This window comes from Dyella caseinilytica (assembly GCF_016865235.1).
GTDB classification, from domain to species: domain Bacteria; phylum Pseudomonadota; class Gammaproteobacteria; order Xanthomonadales; family Rhodanobacteraceae; genus Dyella_B; species Dyella_B caseinilytica.
Genome location: NZ_CP064030.1, coordinates 2,527,027 through 2,546,310 on the forward strand (window position 1 = coordinate 2,527,027; position 19,284 = coordinate 2,546,310).

At 59.9% G+C, this 19,284-nt stretch carries 20 protein-coding genes; 8 read left to right on the forward strand and 12 right to left on the reverse strand.

Going from position 1 to position 19,284, the window contains the following annotated elements; translation table 11 throughout:
* Positions 1 to 39: 39 nt before the first annotated feature.
* On the forward strand, positions 40 to 561 hold the full coding sequence (locus ISN74_RS10930; protein ID WP_188799343.1) for a 3-hydroxyanthranilate 3,4-dioxygenase: 522 nt from the start codon (positions 40 to 42) through the stop codon (positions 559 to 561).
* A 119-nt stretch (positions 562 to 680) separates the two neighbouring features.
* On the opposite strand, the gene ISN74_RS10935 is transcribed toward ISN74_RS10930, so the two are convergent.
* On the reverse strand, positions 681 to 1,217 hold the full coding sequence (locus ISN74_RS10935) for an NUDIX hydrolase (RefSeq protein WP_188799344.1): 537 nt from the start codon (positions 1,215 to 1,217) through the stop codon (positions 681 to 683).
* A gap of 427 nt (positions 1,218 to 1,644) precedes the next feature.
* Here ISN74_RS10935 and ISN74_RS10940 point away from each other — a divergent pair, with 427 nt between their 5' ends.
* Both ISN74_RS10940 and ISN74_RS10945 read left to right on the forward strand, forming a co-directional pair.
* Positions 1,645 to 3,156 carry an amino acid permease gene (locus ISN74_RS10940; protein WP_188799345.1) on the forward strand — a complete coding sequence of 504 codons (1,512 nt, stop codon included), beginning with the start codon at positions 1,645 to 1,647 and terminating at the stop codon, positions 3,154 to 3,156.
* A 77-nt stretch (positions 3,157 to 3,233) separates the two neighbouring features.
* Positions 3,234 to 4,691, forward strand: a complete 1,458-nt coding sequence (locus ISN74_RS10945; RefSeq protein ID WP_188799346.1) for an amino acid permease — start codon at positions 3,234 to 3,236, stop codon at positions 4,689 to 4,691.
* A 420-nt stretch (positions 4,692 to 5,111) separates the two neighbouring features.
* Here ISN74_RS10945 and ISN74_RS10950 read toward each other — a convergent pair whose 3' ends face one another.
* Entirely contained in the window at positions 5,112 to 5,444 is a 333-nt protein-coding gene (locus ISN74_RS10950) for a high-potential iron-sulfur protein (protein ID WP_188799347.1), read from the reverse strand.
* A 156-nt stretch (positions 5,445 to 5,600) separates the two neighbouring features.
* Here ISN74_RS10950 and ISN74_RS10955 point away from each other — a divergent pair, with 156 nt between their 5' ends.
* From ISN74_RS10955 to ISN74_RS10970, 4 genes are all read left to right on the forward strand, one after another.
* Complete coding sequence (locus ISN74_RS10955; RefSeq protein ID WP_188799348.1) at positions 5,601 to 6,248, forward strand: methylthioribulose 1-phosphate dehydratase; 648 nt, start codon at positions 5,601 to 5,603, stop codon at positions 6,246 to 6,248.
* On the forward strand, positions 6,245 to 6,808 hold the full coding sequence (locus ISN74_RS10960; RefSeq protein ID WP_188799349.1) for a 1,2-dihydroxy-3-keto-5-methylthiopentene dioxygenase: 564 nt from the start codon (positions 6,245 to 6,247) through the stop codon (positions 6,806 to 6,808). The genes ISN74_RS10955 and ISN74_RS10960 overlap by 4 nt, the downstream gene beginning before the upstream one ends.
* 143 nt (positions 6,809 to 6,951) lie before the next feature.
* A complete protein-coding gene (mtnC, locus tag ISN74_RS10965) occupies positions 6,952 to 7,638 on the forward strand; it encodes an acireductone synthase (protein WP_188799350.1) in 687 nt (228 codons plus the stop codon).
* Between the two features lie 15 nt (positions 7,639 to 7,653).
* Entirely contained in the window at positions 7,654 to 8,673 is a 1,020-nt protein-coding gene (locus ISN74_RS10970; protein ID WP_188799351.1) for a C13 family peptidase, read from the forward strand.
* 85 nt (positions 8,674 to 8,758) lie between these two features.
* Here ISN74_RS10970 and hisIE read toward each other — a convergent pair whose 3' ends face one another.
* The 9 genes from hisIE to ISN74_RS11015 form a co-directional block, all read right to left on the reverse strand.
* A complete protein-coding gene (gene hisIE, locus ISN74_RS10975) occupies positions 8,759 to 9,391 on the reverse strand; it encodes a bifunctional phosphoribosyl-AMP cyclohydrolase/phosphoribosyl-ATP diphosphatase HisIE (RefSeq protein WP_425488839.1) in 633 nt (210 codons plus the stop codon).
* Positions 9,391 to 10,173 (reverse strand): imidazole glycerol phosphate synthase subunit HisF, encoded by a 783-nt coding sequence (gene hisF / locus ISN74_RS10980; RefSeq protein WP_188799352.1) that lies wholly within the window; start codon positions 10,171 to 10,173, stop codon positions 9,391 to 9,393. The genes hisIE and hisF overlap by 1 nt, the downstream gene beginning before the upstream one ends.
* Positions 10,167 to 10,895: a 1-(5-phosphoribosyl)-5-[(5-phosphoribosylamino)methylideneamino]imidazole-4-carboxamide isomerase gene (hisA, locus tag ISN74_RS10985; RefSeq protein ID WP_188799353.1), complete on the reverse strand. Its 729-nt coding sequence runs from the start codon at positions 10,893 to 10,895 to the stop codon at positions 10,167 to 10,169. The genes hisF and hisA overlap by 7 nt, the downstream gene beginning before the upstream one ends.
* A gap of 163 nt (positions 10,896 to 11,058) precedes the next feature.
* Entirely contained in the window at positions 11,059 to 11,649 is a 591-nt protein-coding gene (hisH, locus tag ISN74_RS10990) for an imidazole glycerol phosphate synthase subunit HisH (protein ID WP_188799354.1), read from the reverse strand.
* Positions 11,649 to 12,713, reverse strand: a complete 1,065-nt coding sequence (hisB, locus tag ISN74_RS10995; RefSeq protein WP_188799355.1) for a bifunctional histidinol-phosphatase/imidazoleglycerol-phosphate dehydratase HisB — start codon at positions 12,711 to 12,713, stop codon at positions 11,649 to 11,651. Before hisB ends, hisH begins: the two co-directional genes overlap by 1 nt.
* Positions 12,710 to 13,786: a histidinol-phosphate transaminase gene (hisC, locus tag ISN74_RS11000; protein WP_188799356.1), complete on the reverse strand. Its 1,077-nt coding sequence runs from the start codon at positions 13,784 to 13,786 to the stop codon at positions 12,710 to 12,712. The genes hisB and hisC overlap by 4 nt, the downstream gene beginning before the upstream one ends.
* On the reverse strand, positions 13,783 to 15,090 hold the full coding sequence (gene hisD, locus ISN74_RS11005) for a histidinol dehydrogenase (protein WP_188799357.1): 1,308 nt from the start codon (positions 15,088 to 15,090) through the stop codon (positions 13,783 to 13,785). Before hisD ends, hisC begins: the two co-directional genes overlap by 4 nt.
* A 10-nt stretch (positions 15,091 to 15,100) precedes the next feature.
* A complete protein-coding gene (gene hisG, locus ISN74_RS11010; protein WP_188799358.1) occupies positions 15,101 to 15,994 on the reverse strand; it encodes an ATP phosphoribosyltransferase in 894 nt (297 codons plus the stop codon).
* Entirely contained in the window at positions 15,991 to 16,326 is a 336-nt protein-coding gene (locus ISN74_RS11015; RefSeq protein WP_188799359.1) for a YerC/YecD family TrpR-related protein, read from the reverse strand. The genes hisG and ISN74_RS11015 overlap by 4 nt, the downstream gene beginning before the upstream one ends.
* A gap of 243 nt (positions 16,327 to 16,569) precedes the next feature.
* Between ISN74_RS11015 and ISN74_RS11020 the strand changes: the two genes are divergently transcribed.
* On the forward strand, positions 16,570 to 17,190 hold the full coding sequence (locus tag ISN74_RS11020) for a DUF998 domain-containing protein (RefSeq protein ID WP_188799360.1): 621 nt from the start codon (positions 16,570 to 16,572) through the stop codon (positions 17,188 to 17,190).
* An 82-nt stretch (positions 17,191 to 17,272) separates the two neighbouring features.
* On the opposite strand, the gene ISN74_RS11025 is transcribed toward ISN74_RS11020, so the two are convergent.
* Positions 17,273 to 19,162, reverse strand: a complete 1,890-nt coding sequence (locus tag ISN74_RS11025; protein ID WP_188799361.1) for an HAL/PAL/TAL family ammonia-lyase — start codon at positions 19,160 to 19,162, stop codon at positions 17,273 to 17,275.
* Positions 19,163 to 19,284 lie beyond the last annotated feature (122 nt).

The following is a 19,284-nucleotide window of genomic DNA, read 5'->3' on the forward strand; positions in this document are numbered from 1 at the left end:
CGGCGTTATCGTGGCGGCCTCGCCCGTTGGATTCGCCGCATGTCCCTGCTGCCGCCCTTCGATCTTCAGCGCTGGATTGACGAACACCGTCATCTGCTCAAGCCTCCGGTGGGTAACAAGTGCATCGTTGACGGCGATTTCATCATCATGATCGTTGGCGGCCCCAATGCGCGCACCGATTACCACTACGACGAAGGTCCGGAGTTTTTCTACCAGATCGAAGGCGAGATGGTGCTGAAAGTGCAGGACGATGGCGTTGCACGCGACATTCCCATCCGCGCGGGCGAAATCTTCTACCTGCCGCCGCGCGTACCGCATTCGCCGCAACGCATGCCCAACTCCATCGGCTTGGTGATCGAGCGTCGCCGCCTTCCCCATGAGAAAGACGGCCTGCTGTGGTTCTGCGAGCAGTGCAATCACAAGCTGTACGAGGAATTCTTCGTCCTGCAAAGCATCGAGGCGGATTTCCCGCCGGTATTCGATCGTTTCTACGCGTCACATGAGAAACGCACCTGCAGCGCGTGCGGTCATGTGAATCCGGCACCAGCGCGTTACGGCTAAAGAAGCCCTGATTAGCGCCACTATAAAGGCCAGCAACAGCCAAATTGTCATTCCGACTTTCGCCAGAATGACAATCCAAGCATCAAGGGTCTCGTTAGCTGTGCTTGCTCAAACCTTCCTTATGCACGCGCCAGCCATTTGCGCGCCATGCGGCGCAAGGATTCGTCCGTATCAGCCGCATCGGCAAGTTGGTGAATCGACACCCATGCCAACTCCAACGATTCATCGCTGACCACGAACGCTTCATTCAACGTCGCCCACACCACATAGCGGACATCATGATGCCAATGCCCAGGCTCACTCTTGCGCTCTGGAATCCAGTGCCTGTCAACGTCGAAGATGTTCGGCTCCACCCGTAACCCGGTAAGCCCTGATTCTTCATGCGCTTCGCGCAAGGCCACTGCGGCGAGATCACTGTCACCGTCCGCATGGCCACCCAGCTGCAGCCATCGATTCAACTTGCGGTGATGCGTAAGCAACACCTTTTCACCATCGGCGCTGACCAGCCACGCGGATCCGGTGAAGTGCCCTGTCAGGTGCTCGCGATCAAACGGGTGTTCCGCCTCATCCAAAAACGCGATGCACGCCGCAGCATGTACGTCATCCTCATGATGATCTGCATAATCATTCAATGCTCTGCGTAAATTCACAGGCATGGTTTTTCCCAATCATTCCGACGCATAGACACGTTATTCGTCACCTCAAATCCAAGTAAATCTTTTGGATCTCCAAAAAAATAACCACAACCATTTCGTCACGAAAGCAGCTTTAAGAAATATACGATAGATCGTTATCGGGGCAATCATTAACTTGAGTCCCAACGCCGATAGCTGCGCTCAACATGACGCCCTGATCAGTCCAACAGGGAAAACACGTCTCTACGCAAGTGCCATCTGACTTCATACAAAAATGATGCCGCGCTAAAGGCTTGCGGGAGTCCGGTCGCGGATCCGGCAGCCTAACCGCAATGCAGCTTGTCCCCCCGGCCTTCGCTAGGCTATGGTTGGAAGATGACTCTGCTTGTCATGTTCCATCTCTGGCATTCCCGATAAGCGAAGCGCCGGCCCTCACAGAGAGCACTCAATGCTATTTAAACGCGTCAAGCCACTCGATCAAATTATTGCGACAGCGGAAAAAAAAGCCCTCACGCGACAGCTTGGTGCACTGCAGCTGACCCTGATGGGCGTTGGCGCGATTATCGGCACCGGCATTTTCGTATTGACGGCTGAAGCAGGCCAGAAAGCCGGTCCAGGCATGATGCTCTCCTTCGTGATCGCCGCCGTGGTTTGCGCACTCGCTGCTCTGTCCTATGCCGAATTGGCATCGATGGTGCCAGTGGCCGGCTCCGCCTATACCTACACCTACGGCGTGCTCGGCGAGGGCGTGGCCTGGATCGTCGGCTGGGCCCTGGTACTCGAATATGCGATCGCCGCCGGCACTGTCGCCGTCGGCTGGTCCAACTACATGAACGGTCTGCTGTTAAATACCGATCTGTTCGGGTTGGTCCATCCCGGCGCACTGTCGCTGCCAGAGTTCTTGCGCACAGGTCCACAGGACGGCGGCATCTTCAACCTGCTGGCCTTCCTGATCTCGCTGGTCATCATGTTCCTGTTGATCATCGGCACGTCGAAGTCCGCCAAGGTCAACGCGGTGCTGGTGGCCATCAAGATTGTCGCGCTGACCGTATTCATCGCCATCGCCCTTCCGGCAACGAAGCATTCGAACTTCCAGCCGTTCCTGCCTAACGGTTGGGGCAGTCCACTCGGCGGTATTGGCGTACTGGGCGCTGCGGCATCCATCTTCTTCGCCTACGTCGGCTTCGATGCGGTCTCCACCGCCGCCGAAGAAACCAAGAATCCCAATCGCAATATCCCGATTGGCCTGATCGGCTCGCTGGCCGTTTGCACCATTTTCTATCTGCTGGTGGGTTATGGCGCGGTCGGCTCAGTCGGTTCGCAGCCCATGCTGGGAGCCGATGGCATCGCGATCCATCCCGGCACACTGGAAATGGCCAATGCATGTAAAGGCTCCGAAGCGCTGGTATGCAGCAAGGAACCGCTGGCGCATGTGCTGCGTCTGCTGGGCTTTGAAAGAATCGGCAATCTGGTCGGCCTCGCCGCCGTGCTGGCGCTGCCTTCGGTGATCCTGGTGATGATGTACGGCCAGACCCGCATCTTCTTCACCATGTCGCGCGATGGCTTGCTTCCGGCTGGCCTGTCGAAGCTGCATCCCAAGTTTCACACGCCGCACGTGCTGACCCTCATTACAGGCATCGCCGTATCCTTGTTCGCCGCGATGTTCCCTGTGGGTGTGCTGGCGGATATCGTGAATTCGGGGACGCTGTTTGCCTTTATCATGGTCTCCATCGGTGTGATGGTGCTGCGTGTACGTCAACCCGAACGCCATCGCCCGTTCCGCACGCCTGCCGTGTGGCTCATTTGTCCGCTGGCGATCCTGGGCTGCTTGCTGTTGTTCGTGAATCTGGGCGTGCATACTCTTGTACTGTTCTTCGGTTGGGCGATTGTCGGCCTGGTGGTGTACGCGCTATATGGCTATCGCAAGAGTCACCTGGCCAATGGCACCGAGCCTGCCTGAGGCCGTGCACACACTGATCGCATGAATCCTGTCCGGCACGGTGTCCACACCGTGCCGACTTTCTATCAGGCAGCCCTATGCTCAAGCAGCTATTCGCCCGCAAGACCGATTTTTCCGACAACCTCGACGATTCGCATGGCCCCGCCCTACGGCGCTCGCTTGGTCCATGGGGCATCACAGCGCTGGGTATCGGCGCCGTCATCGGCACCGGCATTTTTGTCGTCACGGGCCAGGCTGCGGCAGATCATGCCGGGCCGGCAGTACTGATCTCCTTCATTCTCGCGGCTATCTGCAGCGGCTTCTCCGCCTTGTGCTACTCGGAATTCGCCACGCTGATCCCGATCTCGGGCAGCTCCTATTCCTATGCCTACGCAACACTTGGTGAAGGGGTCGCCTGGTTCATTGGCTGGAACATGGTGCTGGAATACGGCATCTCGGCCTCGGCCGTCGCGACCAGTTGGACCGGCTACTTCACCAGCCTGCTCGATAATGTGGGCATCCATTTGCCAGTCGCGCTGACTGATGCACCTTTCGCGTACACCAATGGTGCACTGGTCTCGACCGGGCACGTTATGAACCTGCCGGCCGTCGCCATCGTGATGGCGCTGACCTGGCTGTGCTACGTCGGCATCCGTGAATCGGCCGGCATCAACCTTCTGATGGTGCTGCTCAAAGTCGGCCTGATCATCATCGTCGTGGTGGCTGGCTACCGCTATGTGGATCCCGCCAACTGGCACCCCTTCATCCCCGCAGCGCAAGGCAACCATAAATACGGCTGGGACGGCATCATGCGTGGCGCCGGCATGGTGTTCTTCGCGTACATCGGTTTCGAAGCCACCTCGACAGCCGCACAGGAATGCAAGAATCCGCAACGCGACCTTCCGTTTGGCACGCTGGTATCGCTGGTCATTTGCACCGTACTTTATCTGGCGATGGCTGCGGTACTGACCGGCCTCATTCCGTATACCCAGCTGGGTACGGACGAACCTGTCGTCACCGCGATCAAAGTGCACGCCGAACTGGGTTGGTTACGCTGGGTCGTCGAGATCGGCGCGCTGATCGGGCTGTCTTCGGTGATCCTGGTGATGATCATCGCGCAACCGCGCATCTTCATGATCATGTCACGCGATGGCTTGCTGCCGCCGGTGTTCAACCGCATTCACCCGCGTCACCGCACACCGCACATCAACACGGTCATCACCGGTGTCGCCATTGCCGCCCTCGCCGCTGTGTTTCCGCTGGATCTGCTGGCGAACCTGACCTCGATGGGCACCTTGATCGCATTCACCGCCGTTTGTGCGGGCGTACTTATCCTGCGCTACACCTCACCGGAGTTGCCGCGCACTTTTCGCGTGCCGTGGGCGCCGGTCATCTGCACGGCCGGCGTACTCAGCTGCATGGCTCTGCTGGCAACCATGGACTGGTTCAACTGGACGCTGATGATCGTCTGGACCCTGCTCGGCTTTGCGATTTATTTCACCTATGGGGTTCGCCATAGTCGCCTGCGTCTCGCCAATGGCTCCGCGAAGCGCTGATCTTCGGTAATTTCCGCCGAAAAGTCAGGAAAAGTGCCCAACTGTCGATAATGTGCAGCGAACGGTCTTTTAATGATTCGAACAACCCACTTTGAATTTTTCGTGTAAATCGTTGATTTATAAAGATTAATAATTCGCTTCGCACAAATTTTCTATCGCGGTTCGCCCCACTTCGAGCAACCGGAGTATCATCATCAGCCCGTGGGTTGATCACTTGGCAGTGGGCCCCGGATCGCGACCCGGCACGTCAGGCGAGTCAGCTCCTCAGCCTGACGTGTCCGGGTAGCACTTTTCAGCAATACCCCTTCGTTCTCATCAAACGCCTGCCTTGTGCAGGCGTTTTTTTATGCCGCGTATACGTGCGCCAACAAAAAAGCCGGCACATGGCCGGCTTGATGACTTGTACACACGGTGCTCTTGTCAGGCTTGCTTCACCGTATGCGAAATACACCAGCCCTTCGCACTCACAGCCTTGCCGGGGAAAAGCTGGCACGGTCCGAAGCCCGTCGCACCGCCGGAGTAAAACTGACAATTAGCGCAGGTATCACCAGCCTTATGCTTGGGATCCTTGGTGGCGGACGCATCCTCAACATAACCCAGCGCCTTGGCGGTGGGATCGGATTCGGAAACATGCGGGAGGTCGTCAGCACGTGCGACGCGCGACAAACCACCCGCGAGCACCGCTGCGGCAGCCGTACCAGCTGCGAGCTTCAAAAAACGACGACGTGAGGGAATATCTTCATGCCTGGACATAACAATCCCTAATATCAATGCGTTCGCCGCGGGATTACGACGAATCTCCGCGCATCTTACCCCCGAGACCTTAACAAGACCCTTTTCGCGAATAACTCGCATTTCGCTGCATCACCCCCATGCTATAGTCACACCTCATTTGGACGTCCATTTCCCATGAGCCAAGAACTGCCCGCCACCATTCCCGCAGCGCTGTTTTACGAGCGCGCAGACGCTATTGCCGATGCCGCACGCGAACTTGCGCAACATGGTTGGACGCCAGCCACCAGCAGCAATTTCTCCATGCGTGTGGATGCCGATCACGCCGCCATCACAATCTCGGGACGCGACAAGGGCAAGCTCGGCCGCGACGACATCATGCTGGTGGACATGCAAGGCAAGGCCGTCGGTACGCCATCGCGCCCAAGCGCCGAAACGGAATTGCATACCCAGGTCTATCGTCGCTGGCCAGATGTGAACGTCGTGCTGCACACGCATTCGCGCACGCAGAGCGTCGCCTCGCGACTGTTCGCCAAAGACGGCGTGATCCGATTGGAAGGCTGGGAATTGCAGAAGGCAATCCGCGGCCACACCACGCACGAAAGCACACTCAATATTCCGGTGTTCCCCAATACCCAGCACATGCCCGAGCTGGTGACCCAAGTCGACGCCTGGATCGATGCCGGCAAACCGTTACATGCCTACTTGATCAACGGCCACGGCATCTATACCTGGGGACATGACATGGCCGAGGCACGCCGCCATCTGGAGGCGCTGGAATTCCTGCTCGGCTGCGAACTCGATCTGAGGAGACTGAACGCATGAGCCGCCTGCGCATCTTTGAAGCGGAACAGCCGCAAACCCCGTCCTCAGTTCACGAGGATCACGCCGCGATCGCGCGCGAACTGGCCAAGGTCGGCGTGCGCTTCGAGCAGTGGGAAGCCAGCCAGGCGGTCGCCCCTGGCGCCAGCCAGGACGAAGTGATCGCCGCCTATCGCAGCGACATCGACCGCCTGATGCGCGAAGAAGGCTACCAATCAGTAGACGTTATCAGCCTGAAGCCAGATCATCCGGACCGGGCTGCCCTGCGCCAGAAATTCCTCAGCGAACACACCCACAGCGAGGACGAGGTGCGCTTTTTCGTCGCCGGCGCGGGCCAGTTCACCCTGCACATTGGGGACAAGGTCTATGACGTGCTGTGCGAGCAAGGCGATCTGATCGGCGTGCCCGACGGCACCCGCCACTGGTTCGACATGAGCGAAGCCCCCTACTTCATCGCCATCCGCCTGTTCACCAACAAGGACGGCTGGGTCGCCAGCTTCACCGGCTCCGACATTGCCCTGAGCTTCCCGCGCATGGTCCCCCTGGCCACGGTCACCGCCTGAGCTTCCGACTTACCTAAACCGGCTTTAAGCGCATGCCCGGACAACCTGTCCGGATACGGCGCTTTGCACACATTTCAAGCACTTGGCGCTTGCGCGTGCCTGGGGGCAGGTTAAGCTTGAGGACCGCTTAGCTTATTACCCTCATGACAGCCATCCGCGCCATCGTCACCGACATCGAAGGAACTACCAGCTCGATCAGCTTCGTCAAGGACGTGCTGTTTCCCTACGCCCGTCGGCGCCTGCCTGCCTACGTCGAAACACACGCGGACAAGCCTGAAGTGCAGCATTGGCTGCATGAAGCGGCCAGGGAAGCCAACCTGATCGAGGCCAGCCGCCAGGAAGTGATCGTGCTACTGCTGCGCTGGATCGACGAAGATCGCAAGTCCACGGCCCTGAAGGCCCTGCAGGGCATGATCTGGAAAGACGGTTACGAGGAAGGCGAATACCGCTCGCACATGTACCCAGAAGTAGCTGCGCGACTGCATGCATGGCGCGGCGAAGGGTTGCACCTGTATGTGTACTCTTCCGGTTCCGTGCCAGCGCAGAAGCTGCTTTTCCGCTACAGCGAATCCGGCGATCTCACGCCGCTGTTCGCCGGCTATTTCGACACCGAGACGGGTCCCAAGCGTGAGACTGAATCGTACCGCCGCATCGCCGAAGCCATCGGTGAACGCCCCGAGCACGTGCTGTTTCTCTCTGACGTGGTGGAAGAACTGGATGCCGCCCATGAGGCAGGCATGAAAACCGGTTGGCTGCTTCGTCCGCCGCAGGACATCCCGGCTCAGCCACGCCATCCCGCCTACACCAGCTTCGACGCCATCAAGCCCTGATTCCGAGCCGCACGCATGCGCACCGTACTGACTGCCCTGCTCGCCTTCGCCGCCGGTGTGCTGCTGATGCTGCTGGTCGTGCGGCACCCGGCCGCCCCCGCCCAGCCCGCACCCAGCGTTGCATCGGCCAGCACGTCCGCACCGGCCAGTGCCAGCAGCACTGACTCGGACGATAGCGACGACAATGACAACTGGCCCAATCAGGCCCCTTCGCCAGAACAGGTCATCTACGCTCAACCTGGCATGGTTCGCCAGGCGATCTCGCAGCTGACGCCGCGCGTCGCTGACAAGACCAATCTATACCTAGTGACCTTTGCCGGCGACGGTGGCGAAGACGTGTTCCGCAACGAAGCCGAATACGCCGGGCAACTGTTCACCAAACGCTTCGGCCCTACCGCTCACGCCGTGGTGCTGGAGAACAATCCCAGCACCCTGCAATCGCATCCGCTGGCAAACTGGAGCAATCTCGAAGATGCGCTCGATCAGCTCACTCACGTGATGAAGCCGGATGAAGACATCCTGGTGCTCTACATGACGTCGCACGGCGACGAAGACCACAACCTGCTGGTCGACATGGATCCGTTGCCGCTGGATCAGATCGGTGCATCCGACTTGGCCAGCATCCTGAAGAAGCGCTCCTTCAAGTGGAAAGTAGTGGTCGTCAATGCCTGCTACTCCGGTGGCTTCGTGCCGGACCTGCGCAGCTCAGGCACGCTGGTACTGACTGCGGCACGCACTGACCGTAGCTCGTTCGGTTGCGGCAGCGATTCCGACATCACTTATTTCGGCAAAGCGTGGCTGGTGGATGCATTGAACAAGACCGACAATTTTGTCGATGCATTTCAGTTTGCCAAGAACGATATTGCCGGTTGGGAGAAGGAGCAGAAGCTGACACCTTCCGAACCGCAGATGGATGTCGGCGCAGGCATTGCGCAGCAGCTTGCTGCGTGGCGCAAGGAAGTCACACCGGGACCTGCCGTACCCTTTACGCCACCGCCGCCGTCGACCAATAGCACGCCAGCGGGTTCGCAGTAAGACTAAACCCCAACAGCATCCTTAGGCATCGTAGGTTGGGTTGCCCCGGACCTGATCCGGTAGTAACCCAGCCTACCTGTCTCGCTCAGGCATGGCGCTCGACCAGCACTCGCGTCACATCAACCAGTCCCAAACCTCGCGCGCGCAGCAACACGGTAAGGTGAAAGATCAGATCCGCCGCCTCACCAAGCAACTCATCGTCACTCTGCGCCACCCCAGCCAGCGCTGTCTCCACGCCTTCCTCGCCGACCTTCTGCGCAATCCGTCGCGTACCGTCCTTGAACAGACGCGTGGTGTAACTTCCTTCAGGCAGCAATGCTTTGCGCTTTTCCACCAGCGCATCAAGCTCGGCCAGAAAACCGAGCGGAGGACGCACCGCGTCGCCGAAGCAACTGCTGGTGCCCAGATGGCAGGTAGGACCTTGCGGATCAGCAAGCACCAGCAAGGTGTCTGCGTCGCAATCTATCCGGATCGATTTCACATCCAGCGTATGGCCTGAGCTTTCGCCCTTCATCCACAAGCGCTGCTTGCTACGGCTGTAGAACGTCACCTTCCCGATCGTCTGCGTCTGCGCCAGCGCTTCGGCATTCATGTATCCAAGCATCAGCACTTCGCCGGACAACCAGTGCTGCACGATCACCGGCAGCAGCCCACCTGACTTAGACCAATCGAGCCGCCCCAGATCAACTCGGCTCACATCTGTCATGGCGCTACTCATCACACACTCTCCTGCAGGCGAACCACCACACCCTGCTGCTGCAGATAACGCTTGAGATCCGTTATCGCGATGACGCCGCTGTGAAAAACACTGGCCGCAAGTGCGCCATCAACCCGCGCATGCCCAAATGCGTCAAGGAAGTGATCCATCGCGCCCGCGCCGCCCGAAGCAATCAAGGGCACGCTGCATACCGCTCGCGCAACCGCCAGCTGTTGGAGATCGTACCCCTTTCGCACACCGTCACTATCCATGCAGTTGAGCACGATCTCACCAGCACCACGATTCTGCACCTCGATCATCCAATCCAACGTGCGCCGTGGCAACGAACGCGTCTTGGAGGGATCGCCCGCGTACTGACGCACGCGCCATTCGCCATCTTCATCCCGCAACGAGTCGATGCCGACCACCACGCATTGCACCCCGAATGCAGCGGCCAGTTCGTCGATCAGCTCCGGGCGTTCCAGTGCAGGCGAATTCACCGAGATCTTGTCGGCGCCAGCGTGCAGCACCTCGCGCGCTTCCTCGACCGAACGAATGCCACCTGCCACGCAGAACGGAATATCAATCACCCGTGCCACACGCTCGACCCAGGTGCGGTCCACACTGCGGCCTTCCGGGCTGGCCGTGATGTCGTAGAACACCAGTTCGTCGGCGCCTTCATCGCGATAGCGCAAGGCTAGGTCGACGATTTCGCCCATCACCACGTGATCGCGAAAACGGACACCCTTCACAACCTTGCCGTCGCGCACGTCCAGGCAGGGAATAATGCGGCGACTCAACATGCCAATGCGTCCTCCAGCGTAAAACGGCCTTCCAGCAAGGCGCGGCCAAGAATCACGCCGTGCGCACCCGCTTCACCAGCAGCGCGAATATCGTCCAGCGAACGTACGCCACCGGAAGCCTGCACCGCCAGCTGCGGTACGGTGCCTGCCAGGTGCCGATAGAGATCAAGATTGAAACCCGCCAGCATGCCGTCGCGCTCAATGTCCGTGCATAGAAGATGGCGCGCGCCACGCTGGGCATACCAGGGAGCGAGCTCGTCCAGCGTGCGCGCCTCCTCCTCAATCCAGCCTGCGCTGGGCAAGGTCCAGCGCTCTGCGCGCCGGCGTGTGTCGAGGGCGATGGTAAAGCGTTCGCCGCCGTGACGGTGCAACCAGCCAGCCACCTGCTCCGGATCGCGAATCGCCACGCTCCCAACCACCACTCGCGAAACACCTGCGGCGAACAAGCGGCGTACATCTTCCTCGTTACGCACACCACCGCCGGCCTGCATCTGCATGCCGGCCTTCGCCAACGCTTCGATCACGGCCAGGTTGGCCAGATCGCCGGCACGCGCACCATCGAGGTCCACCACGTGCAGCCAGCGCGCGCCGGCTTGCGCATAGCGCGCTGCCAGATCGCGAGGATCGCTGGTGTAGCGAGTTTCCTGTGCGTAATCACCCTGCTTCAGGCGAACCACCTGGCCGCCGCGCAGGTCGATGGCGGGTATTACTTCAAAGTTCATGCTGGTCGATTCCAAAATCTATCCACGCTTTAACAACCCCATCTCAGCTCGCCGTCATTCCCGCGAAAGCGGGAATCCATCTCGCGTATACACGAAATGCAACATGGGTTCCCGCTTCCGCGGGAATGACAATGTTTCCGAACCAATAACTATTACAGCTCGATCAGAGCTCCAAAAAATTCTTCAATAGCTTGGCGCCGACGCTGGCCGAACGCTCGGGATGGAATTGCATGCCATGGAAATTGCCGCTGGCAATGACGGCAGAAAACGGATCGCCGTAATCGCTACTGGCCAGGGTGTAGGAACCCATCGGCACCGCGTAGCTATGCACGAAATAGGCCCAATCGCCTTCTTGCAGGTTTTTCAGCAACGGATGAGTTACCCGCGGCGAAAGCCTGTTCCAGCCCATATGTGGCACGCACAGATCGGGAGCCTCTTCAAAACGATGCACGTGCACAGGAATAACACCCAGGCAAGTGGTATCACCTTCCTGCGAATGCGCGCAAAGTAGTTGCATGCCCAGGCACACGCCAAGCACCGGTTGAGTCAGCGAACGAATCACATCGACCAGTCCCAGCTCACGCAGTCGCGCCATACCCGGCCCCGCCGCACCAACTCCCGGCAAGATCACTTTGTCCGCAGCACGAATCTTCGCGGCATCGGAAGTAAGCGCCGCATCAACGCCAAGGCGCTGCAGGGCGTAACGCACGGAACCAATATTGGTGCCGCCAGCGTCGACCAGCACCACGCTCATTACAAAGCACCTTTCGTACTGGGCAATTCATCACCTTCACGGCGGATCGCCTGACGTAACACGCGAGCGGTGACCTTGAAGCAGGCCTCCACCATGTGATGCGCATTCTCGCCCTTCACAACGAGATGCAGATTCGCGCCCAACGCGTCGCACAGCGAACGGAAAAAGTGCGGCACCAGTTCGGTTGGCACATCGCCCACTCGTTCACGCGGAAACTCACCTTCAAAGACGAAATACGGACGCCCGGAAAGATCCAGTGCCGCGCTGGCTTGTGACTCGTCCATCGGCAAGGTAAAGCCGTAGCGGCCGATACCGCGCTTGTCGCCTAGCGCTTGACGCAAGGCCTGGCCAAGCGCGAGCGCGCAATCCTCGATGGTGTGGTGTTCGTCGACTTTGGTGTCGCCGTCGCATTCGATCTGCAGGGCAAAACCACCGTGCTTGCCGATCTGCTCCAGCATGTGGTCGAAGAACCCCAATCCAGTGTGTGCAACCGGCTCAGCCTGACGGTCCAGATCCACGCGTACCTTGATGCGTGTTTCCTTGGTATGGCGTGTCACTTCCGCTATGCGTGGCCGATCCAGCAGCTGATGGGCAATATCCTCCCAGCTGATACCTTGCAGCCCGACACGAAAACCGCGCACACCCATGTTTGCTGCAAATTGCAGATCGGTCTCACGATCACCGACCATTGCCGAATCTGCGCGTGTCCAGCCGTCATCGGCCAGGTACTGACGCATCATGCCGATGCCGGGCTTGCGCGTGTCCAGACCGTCATGCGGGAAACTGCGGTCGATCAACACTTCGCGAAAGCGGATGCTCTGCGACGCAAGAATACGCATCAGCAAGTCGTGCGGACCATCAAAATGTGCCTGCGGAAAGCGTTCCGTACCCAGTCCGTCCTGATTGGTGACCATCACCAGTTCGTAGCCCGCACCAACAATGCGCTGCAAGGCAGCTACCACGCCCGGAAGCAGATCAAGCTTTTCGTAACTGTCGATCTGCTCGTCGGCTGGCTCGTGAATAAGACAACCGTCGCGGTCGACAAAGAGAATCTTGCGGCTCATGCCACACCTTTCTTCAACATGATTTCATTCAACACAGCGAGCACGCGCGCATTTTCCCTCGGCGTGCCAACGGTAATACGCAGCGCATCCTGCAGCATCGGATAACGCCGGATATCGCGCACCACGATGCCTTCCTGCTGCAATTGCTGATACACGGCCCCGGCATCGTCGAAGCGCACGGCAAGAAAGTTGGCGTCCGAAGGCAACACTTCGCGCACACCCGGAAGTTGGCCCAGGGCTGATTGCAGCATCGCGCGCTCCCCTTGCACGATGGCGACATTCTCCCGCGCTGCCGCCTGACCCGCGGGAGACAATGCGGCGAGCGCCGCGGCTACGCAGGGCAAGGGCAGCGGATATGGAGGCATGATCCGGCGGATCAAAGCGATCACCTCGGGACTGGCCAGCAAGCTGCCGATGCGAGCGCCAGCTAGCGCCCAGGCCTTCGACAAAGTGCGCAGCACAGCAAGATGTTCATAGCGATCGATCAGATCGACGACACTCGCCTGACTGGAGAATTCCACGTAAGCCTCGTCCACCACCAGTAGCGCTCGGCCAGCCAGCGCCTGCGCAACGTGTTCAATGTCCACGCGAGAAATCGATTTTCCGCTGGGATTGTTCGGCGTGCACAGGAAAACCAGCTTTACTGCGGGCGTGACCGAGGCCAGTAAAGCATGCGCATCCAAACTAAAATCCTGAGCAAGCGGCACCTCGATCACCGCCGCGTTCTGGATACGCGCACTCATCGCATACATGCCGAAGGTAGGCGGCTGGATCAGGATCGCGTCTTCGCCTGCGCGACAAAATGCACGCACCAGCAAATCGATCGCCTCATCACTGCCGCGCCCCACAAACAATTGCTCGCGCTTTACGCCATAAAGCGCAGCCAGCGATTGCAATAGAGCTTCAGGCTGGGGATCGGGATAGCGATTGCAACCCAGTCCGCCATCACCGTTCGGTGCCCATGCCGATTCGTTGGCATTGAGCATGATCTGGCCCCCACCCGCTTCCATGCGCGCCGAGGAATAGGGCTGCAAGTTGCGGATGTCCGGCCTGGCGAGATCAAGCACGCTCATAGCTGCACACCCAATGCAGCCAGACGCAAGGTCACGGCACGACGATGTGCCTCAAGCTGCTCGGCTGCAGCCAGCGTGGCCGTGCACGGGCCAATTGCACGCAGACCGTTAGGATCAAGCTCTTGTACGGTGATCTGTTTTTGATAACTGGCCACCGACACGCCGCTATAGCTGCGGGCATAGCCGTAAGTGGGCAGAACGTGATTGCTGCCGCTGCAATAGTCACCGACGGATTCCGGCGTCCACGCACCGACGAAGACCGAGCCGGCACTTTCGATGTCATCGAGCAGATCACGTGCCGCACTAACTTGCAAAATCAGGTGCTCCGGCGCATAGCGGTTGCTGACGTCCACCGCTTGAGCCAATGATTTGACTTCGATCAGGCGGCTCTGCGTCAGCGCTTGTTCCGCAATCGCTTCACGCGGCAGTTCGGCGCACTGACGATCCACTTCCGTCGCCACCTTGTCGAGCAAGGCAGCCGACGGGCTGACCAGAATCACCTGCGAATCGGGGCCATGTTCGGCCTGCGACAACAGATCGGCAGCGACGAAGACGGGATTGGCATCAGCATCCGCGATCACCAGCACCTCCGATGGACCCGCCGGCATATCGATGGCTGCACCTTCGGGATCGCCGGATACCTGCAGCTTTGCCTCGGTCACCCAAGCGTTACCGGGGCCAAACAATTTGTCGCAACGGGGCACGCTTTCCGTGCCGTAAGCCATGGCGGCAATGGCCTGCGCGCCGCCCAGTTTGAAAACACGATGCACCCCGACCGTACGCGCAGTAAACAGCACGGCTTCATCGCACGTACCATCCGCACGCGCCGGAGAGCACAGCACGACTTCGCGACAGCCGGCGATGCTTGCCGGCACACCAAGCATCAATGCTGTCGACGGCAACGGCGCACTTCCGGCCGGGACATAAAGCCCGACCCGGTTGATAGGACGCAGCACACGTTCGACGCGCACGCCGACAGCCGTATTCACACCGACCGGCTGCGGTGCTGCCGCGCGGTGAAAAGCCTCGATGCGCGCCGCAGCTTCGCGGATGGCAGCTTTCAGCTCCGGTGCAAGTTTCAGTTCAGCCGCAGCAAACTCGCCTTCGCTGACTTCGATCACGTCCAGCGTGCAACGATCGTAGCGGGCGGAAAGTTCGCGCAATGCCGCGTCACCCTTCGCACGCACCGTGGCGATGATGTCTTCAACACCACGTCGCAACGTCTCTGCGCGCGATTGCACCGGCCGCGCCAGCGCGTCGGTACGCTCGGATTCGCTCAGGTTGTTCCAGTCAATACGTTTCATGCCATGACTCTTAAGCAAGCATCTTTTCAACTGGCAGCACGAACATCTCGCGCGCACCGGCCTTCTTGATTTCTTCCAGTTGGCGCCAGCTCACCTCGCCGGCGCACAGCGCCTGCAACATCAGCTGATCGGGCTGACCCGCAACGGGCAGCAAGGTAGGTTGGGGGCCACCCGGCAGCAGTCGCGTCACCGCATCGAGCGAGGTCCGCGAGGTCTGGAGCAGCAGCAGGCGCGATTCGCGCACCTGGATCACACCGTCCAGGCGCTTGAGCAACAGTTCGATCATGTCGCCGCGTTCATCGCTGGGCAGCGCATCCGGCCCCGCCAGCACCGCTTCGCTCTGCAGCAACACATCGGTTTCACGCAATTGATTGGCAATCAGGGTGCCACCGCTCTGCACCAAGTCGCAGATAACTTCGGCCGTGCCCAGCTTCGGCGCGATTTCCACCGAGCCCGCGAGCGTCACCACGGCCGCATCAACGTTCTTCTCCTTAAGCCATTGGTTGAGCAGCCCCGGATAGGAGGTGGCAATGCGCAAACCCGACAGATCCTGCGGCTGGCTGTAATCCATGTCCTGCGGCACGGCAATCGAGAGACGGCAGCGTCCGAAACCCAGTGGGCGCCATTCGGTCAGCGTAGCCGCGCCATCGCCGACTACGCCCCGGAATTCGTTCAACACGTTGCGGCCGACGATGCCCAGGTCGCAAACACCCTGCGCAATCAGGCCAGGAATATCGTCGTCGCGGACCAACAGCAGGTCCACGGGCTCGCCTTCGCCAAAACAAAACAGTTTGTCGCGGCTCTGCCGAAAGGTGAGGCCACAGCGGTTGAGCAGATCCAACGCCGGCTCGGTCAGGCGGCCAGACTTCTGCATGGCGATACGCAAACGATCCCTCGGCTTCATGCCCTTGCCCTTTTTGCGGCGGCGCGACTACGCGCAGCACGCGCGGCGGCGGCAAGATAGCCGCCGCTGCCTTGATTCAGATAGCGCGCCACGCGCCCGATGGTGGTGATGCTCACGGCCGTGCGCTCGTGGATTTCGCGGTAGGACACACCTTCCAGCAGATAAGGCACCACCCGCCAGCGATCGACCAGCACCTCCAGTTCGGCCGGCGTACACAGATCGTTGAGGAAGGCGTCCATTTCTTCGGTCGTTTTCAACGAGAGCAAGGCGCGGCAGAGGCTGGCCTTGGCGGACTCATCGGGGGTCTCAGGATCGATCGATCGACGCTTCATAATGTACTAACGCATTAACACAGTGGAGCGCATCATACGCGAGGCTGACGGCAGTGGCAAGTCCGGCCAGACGCAAGTCAAAGACCTGCGAATTCGCAGGAAAATCCGGCAAACTCACCCACCCGGCTCGCACGGCATTCGTCGGGCGTCCCGTCAGCCGCACGCGTGTTCGTCCGTTATCCCCCAAAGAACTCAAACGGTGCAGCCCGGCTTGCACGCCCATTGCCCCTACTGAAGGCGCTCATGAACAACTCCCCTGCCGTTCGATTCGCCCCTCGCTTGATGATTTTCGCGGTCATCGTTTTTGCAGCCGTCTGCACTGCGGCACAGTTCTGGCGAACCGATCTGAACTGGATCACCATCCCGCTAAGTACGTATCTCGCGGGCCCCGGCAGTACCTATGTGCGCTCGGTGTATTACCTGATGGCGATCGCGCTGCTCGCCTTTGCCTGGGTGACTTACATCGCGACCACACCTGCATTGCGCAGCGTGCTGGGATCTGGCCTGTTCGCAGCAGCGGGACTCATCCTGCCTATCGTGGCCATCACTGAACTGTTCCGGGGCACGCCATACCAGGCGCTGGCCCACGTGACCCACAAAGTCACGTCTCTTGCCACCTTTCTGTGGCTCAGCTTCGGCATGCTGCTCGTATCGAGCCGCTGGCGGCGCGACTCAGGTATGCAGTCAGGCAGCCTGCCCGGTGTCGTGCTCGCTTGGGCAGCCACCTTTGTGCTGTGGTTTCAGGTGCTGATATCGGTGTTTCCGAACGGCCTGATGGAGAAGCTCGCGATCGTGCTTATCCTGTTGTGGCTGGGCTGGGCCGCGCGCCACATTCTCGCCGCAAGCAAACGCGGGCTGGGGTAAGCCAACGCACTTGCTTAAAGCCGATCGAGTTACCCCGGATGACGTTCGGGGCAACCCAATCTCTATCCACGATGCCGCGGCTTCAGCCCGCAAATACGCGCTGCTGCACCAATTCGCATACCGTGTGTACATCGCTATCCATCGCACGGTCGCGATGCATGAATCGAATCTGCTTACGCAGCGCTTCGTGCGCTTTGCGCACCGCCTCGCCCGCATGGAAATCACCCACGTCGGCCAATGCTGCAGTGAGCTGCTTCACTTCCTCGACGAACTGGGCGTAATGCGGATTGTCTTCGCGTGGCGCGTTGGCAACCTTGGAAGCCAATGCCTGCCAGTCGCCGCGCGCAGCGAGACGGCGGGCGGCGTTGAGCATTTCCTGGCGGTAATCCAACGCCTGCGCCGCAGTGTAGAGCTCCAGCGCCAGCACGTGGCTGAGATCGTCCATCATCTCCAACACATGGCGCGCTTCGTTGGCGCCCATGGAAACGTGATCCTCGGCGTTCGCGCTGGTCGGCACGGAATACACGCTGGCCGGATGCGCACGCGTGGCCAGATCGTTCACCAATGCCGCGGCGGTGTATTGCACGATCATGAAGCCGGAATCGGTGCCATCTTCGTTGCCGGTGAGGAAGGCCGGCAGGCCGTCGTTGGTGGCCGGATCAACCAGCTTGTTGAGACGGCGCTCGGAGATCGAGGCCAGCACCGGAATCGCGGCCTTCACATAGCTCATCGCCAACGCCAGCGGCATGCCATGGAAGTGGCCGGCGGAAATCACCTGCTCTTCAATATGTGTGGCATCGGTGTTGTCAGGGAAGATCAACGGGTTGTCGGTGACTGCATTCAATTCAATGTCGATGACGCGACAAGCTTGCGCCCAGGCATCGCGCACCGCGCCGTGCACCTGCGGCATGCAGCGCAGGCAGTAGGCGTCCTGCGGCTGATGCTTCTTGCCACCCTTGAACGGCAGGAAGCGCTTATAGAACGCTTCACGGCCATGGCGCTGGCTCGCCGGAACCCAGTCCCAGCTGATGTCGAAGCTCAACGCCTGATCTTCCGGCGTATTCCACGCCTCGGCGCTCCACTGCTTGAAGCGCGGCACCAAGTGATAGGGAATGTCGACCAACGTGGAGCTGGCCAGCAGGCCACGTACATGCCCCGCAACCTCCACCTGACCAGGATGCGGACGCAAGGCATGCACTTCCGGGCGCATGGCGCCACTGCGGCCTGCAAATGCATCCAGAGTCATCGAAGCGGACAAATCAGCCACGTTGAGCAGATATTCCAGCTTATCCAACGCCAGCACGGCGGTGGCCAACATCTGTGCCGTTCCGTTGTTCAGCGCCAGGCCTTCCTTGAAGGAAAGTCGGATCGGCTGCAGGCCGGCGCGCTTGAGCGCTTCCGCACCCGACAGACGCTCGCCCTTATAGAACGCTTCACCGCCGCCGAGCAGCACGATGGCCAAATGCGACAACGGTGCCAGATCGCCACTCGCACCTACCGAACCCTTCTCCGGCACCACCGGGATCACATCGTGATTCAGCAAGGCGGTGAGCGCCTCCAGGGTCGCGACACGAATACCGGAATGGCCGCGCATCAGCGTATTGATGCGGATCACCAGCATCGCACGCACCACTTCGGCGGAGAACGGCTTACCCACGCACACGGCATGGGTGGTGATCAGGTTATGCTGCAGCTCTTCCAGCAGCGTGCCTTCCGGCTTGTGCGGATTACCGCCCGGCAGCTCGTCACGCAGGCGATAGGCGCCGAGCAGCTTGTCCGCGTTGCTGCCAAAGCCGGTGGTGACACCGTAGGTCGGCTCACCGCAGCTCACCTTGTCGGCCAGGAAATCCGCCGCGCGCTGTACGCGCTTGAGTTGTTCTGAATCGAGGCGAACACCGTAACCCTGGCGTGCCACGGCGACGAGTTGTTGACGGCTGAGGCTGTTGCCGTCGAGGAGAATAGTTTGGTTCACAAAAGCTCCAACGTTTTGTCAGTTCAGCCCCGCGTAAGCGGAAAGCTATGGCTCAATCCAGCAAATTCCCCCAGAGATCACACCATGTGGGGTTGCTTGTCTCGATCAATTCCAGCTTCCAT

Bases quoted from the DNA above. Each gene is read 5' to 3' on its own strand.
- ISN74_RS10935 (WP_188799344.1), bottom strand. From the start codon at position 1,217: ATGCCTGTGAATTTACGCAGAGCATTGAATGATTATGCAGATCATCAT.
- ISN74_RS10950 (WP_188799347.1), bottom strand. From the start codon at position 5,444: ATGTCCAGGCATGAAGATATTCCCTCACGTCGTCGTTTTTTGAAGCTC.
- ISN74_RS11015 (WP_188799359.1), bottom strand. From the start codon at position 16,326: ATGAAGCGTCGATCGATCGATCCTGAGACCCCCGATGAGTCCGCCAAG.
- hisB (WP_188799355.1), bottom strand. From the start codon at position 12,713: ATGAGCCGCAAGATTCTCTTTGTCGACCGCGACGGTTGTCTTATTCAC.
- ISN74_RS10945 (WP_188799346.1), top strand. From the start codon at position 3,234: ATGCTCAAGCAGCTATTCGCCCGCAAGACCGATTTTTCCGACAACCTC.
- ISN74_RS10960 (WP_188799349.1), top strand. From the start codon at position 6,245: ATGAGCCGCCTGCGCATCTTTGAAGCGGAACAGCCGCAAACCCCGTCC.
- hisA (WP_188799353.1), bottom strand. From the start codon at position 10,895: ATGAACTTTGAAGTAATACCCGCCATCGACCTGCGCGGCGGCCAGGTG.
- mtnC (WP_188799350.1), top strand. From the start codon at position 6,952: ATGACAGCCATCCGCGCCATCGTCACCGACATCGAAGGAACTACCAGC.
- ISN74_RS10930 (WP_188799343.1), top strand. From the start codon at position 40: ATGTCCCTGCTGCCGCCCTTCGATCTTCAGCGCTGGATTGACGAACAC.
- hisIE (WP_425488839.1), bottom strand. From the start codon at position 9,391: ATGAGTAGCGCCATGACAGATGTGAGCCGAGTTGATCTGGGGCGGCTC.
- ISN74_RS10970 (WP_188799351.1), top strand. From the start codon at position 7,654: ATGCGCACCGTACTGACTGCCCTGCTCGCCTTCGCCGCCGGTGTGCTG.
- ISN74_RS10955 (WP_188799348.1), top strand. From the start codon at position 5,601: ATGAGCCAAGAACTGCCCGCCACCATTCCCGCAGCGCTGTTTTACGAG.
- hisF (WP_188799352.1), bottom strand. From the start codon at position 10,173: ATGTTGAGTCGCCGCATTATTCCCTGCCTGGACGTGCGCGACGGCAAG.
- hisH (WP_188799354.1), bottom strand. From the start codon at position 11,649: ATGAGCGTGGTGCTGGTCGACGCTGGCGGCACCAATATTGGTTCCGTG.
- ISN74_RS10940 (WP_188799345.1), top strand. From the start codon at position 1,645: ATGCTATTTAAACGCGTCAAGCCACTCGATCAAATTATTGCGACAGCG.
- hisG (WP_188799358.1), bottom strand. From the start codon at position 15,994: ATGAAGCCGAGGGATCGTTTGCGTATCGCCATGCAGAAGTCTGGCCGC.
- ISN74_RS11020 (WP_188799360.1), top strand. From the start codon at position 16,570: ATGAACAACTCCCCTGCCGTTCGATTCGCCCCTCGCTTGATGATTTTC.
- hisC (WP_188799356.1), bottom strand. From the start codon at position 13,786: ATGAGCGTGCTTGATCTCGCCAGGCCGGACATCCGCAACTTGCAGCCC.
- hisD (WP_188799357.1), bottom strand. From the start codon at position 15,090: ATGAAACGTATTGACTGGAACAACCTGAGCGAATCCGAGCGTACCGAC.